This window comes from Caballeronia sp. BR00000012568055 (genome assembly GCF_029439455.1).
In the GTDB taxonomy this organism is placed as follows: Bacteria; Pseudomonadota; Gammaproteobacteria; order Burkholderiales; family Burkholderiaceae; genus Caballeronia.
Genome location: NZ_JAQFVG010000130.1, coordinates 1 through 1,152, shown reverse-complemented (window position 1 = coordinate 1,152; position 1,152 = coordinate 1). Strand labels below are relative to the sequence as shown.

Here is a 1,152-nt window from a genome sequence, read left to right as displayed (position 1 = left end):
GTGTGATCGATGTGTTTGCATCTGTTCTCGACGACTTTCCGTATCAGGCATGCGTGCATGTGAATTATCCGGAGACGGTGCTGCACATGAAGGATGGCTTGCCGAAGATGAAGGATCTGCCTGCGGAAATGGGTGGATCGGGTGTGTTAGTAAGCGAATAACGTATTCGATTCTCAGCAACGTAAAGCCATTTAATTTAGTTAGGAGTATTTCATGTCTGTATTGTCTTCCGCTGTCGATTTCGCCGCCGTCAAGGTTCGTCAACAAGCCGCATGGTCAACGGGCAACTATTCCGTTGTGGGCACTACGCTTCAAATCGTCGGAGAGCAGCTTTGCGAAGCGCTCGATCTGCGCGCGGGCAGTCGCGTACTCGATGTCGCCGCCGGCAATGGCAACGCGACACTCGCCGCCGCGCGCCGCTGGTGCGATGTGATCTCCACCGACTACGTGCCTTCATTGCTCGATGCAGGCCGTGCGCGAGCACAAGCGGAAGGACTCGCCGTGCAATTCGAACAGGCCGATGCCGAAGCGCTGCCTTATGCGGACGCATCGTTCGATGCTGTGCTCTCCACTTTCGGCGTCATGTTCACGCCCGATCAGCAGAAGGCCGCGCGCGAAATGGCGCGCGTATGCAAGCACGGCGGCAAGATCGGGCTGGCGAACTGGACACCGGATAGTTTTATCGGGCAAGTGTTCAAGACCATCGGCAAATACATTGCGCCGCCGCCTGGCGTGCTATCACCGGCGCTATGGGGAACGAAGGCGCATCTCGAAGCCTTGTTCGATGGCGTCGCGCAAAACATCACCATCAATAGCCGCGAATTCACGTTTCGCTATCGATCACCCGCGCATTTCATGGAAGTGTTCCGCACTTTCTACGGGCCGATGAACAAGGCTTTCGCGGCACTCGAAGGCGAGCGTCAGGCCGCATTCGCCGCCGATCTGATGGCGCTGATTCAAAGCCGCAACCGATCCGGCGACGCGACGCTCGTGTTGCCCAGTGAATATCTCGAAGTGGTGGTGGAACGATTGTGATAACACTCAAATTTCTCTTCGATCAATGCGCGCGGCTCTGGTCGGCCGCGTGTCTGCTCGGGCTTCGGCATGGCTCGATGATGGTGGCTTTGCCGTTGTGCTCGTCGGCATGTTTCT

General features: G+C 57.0%; 1 protein-coding gene. It reads left to right on the top strand.

The window, feature by feature from the left end:
* Window positions 1–213: 213 nt before the first annotated feature.
* The gene (locus P7F28_RS07735) at window positions 214–1,035 is read left to right on the top strand and encodes a class I SAM-dependent methyltransferase (protein ID WP_277183933.1); all 822 of its coding nucleotides are present in this window, start codon (window positions 214–216) and stop codon (window positions 1,033–1,035) included.
* The last annotated feature ends 117 nt before the right edge of the window (window positions 1,036–1,152 follow it).

Coding starts and splice junctions, on each gene's coding strand:
- P7F28_RS07735 (WP_277183933.1), top strand. CDS start 214: ATGTCTGTATTGTCTTCCGCTGTCGATTTCGCCGCCGTCAAGGTTCGT.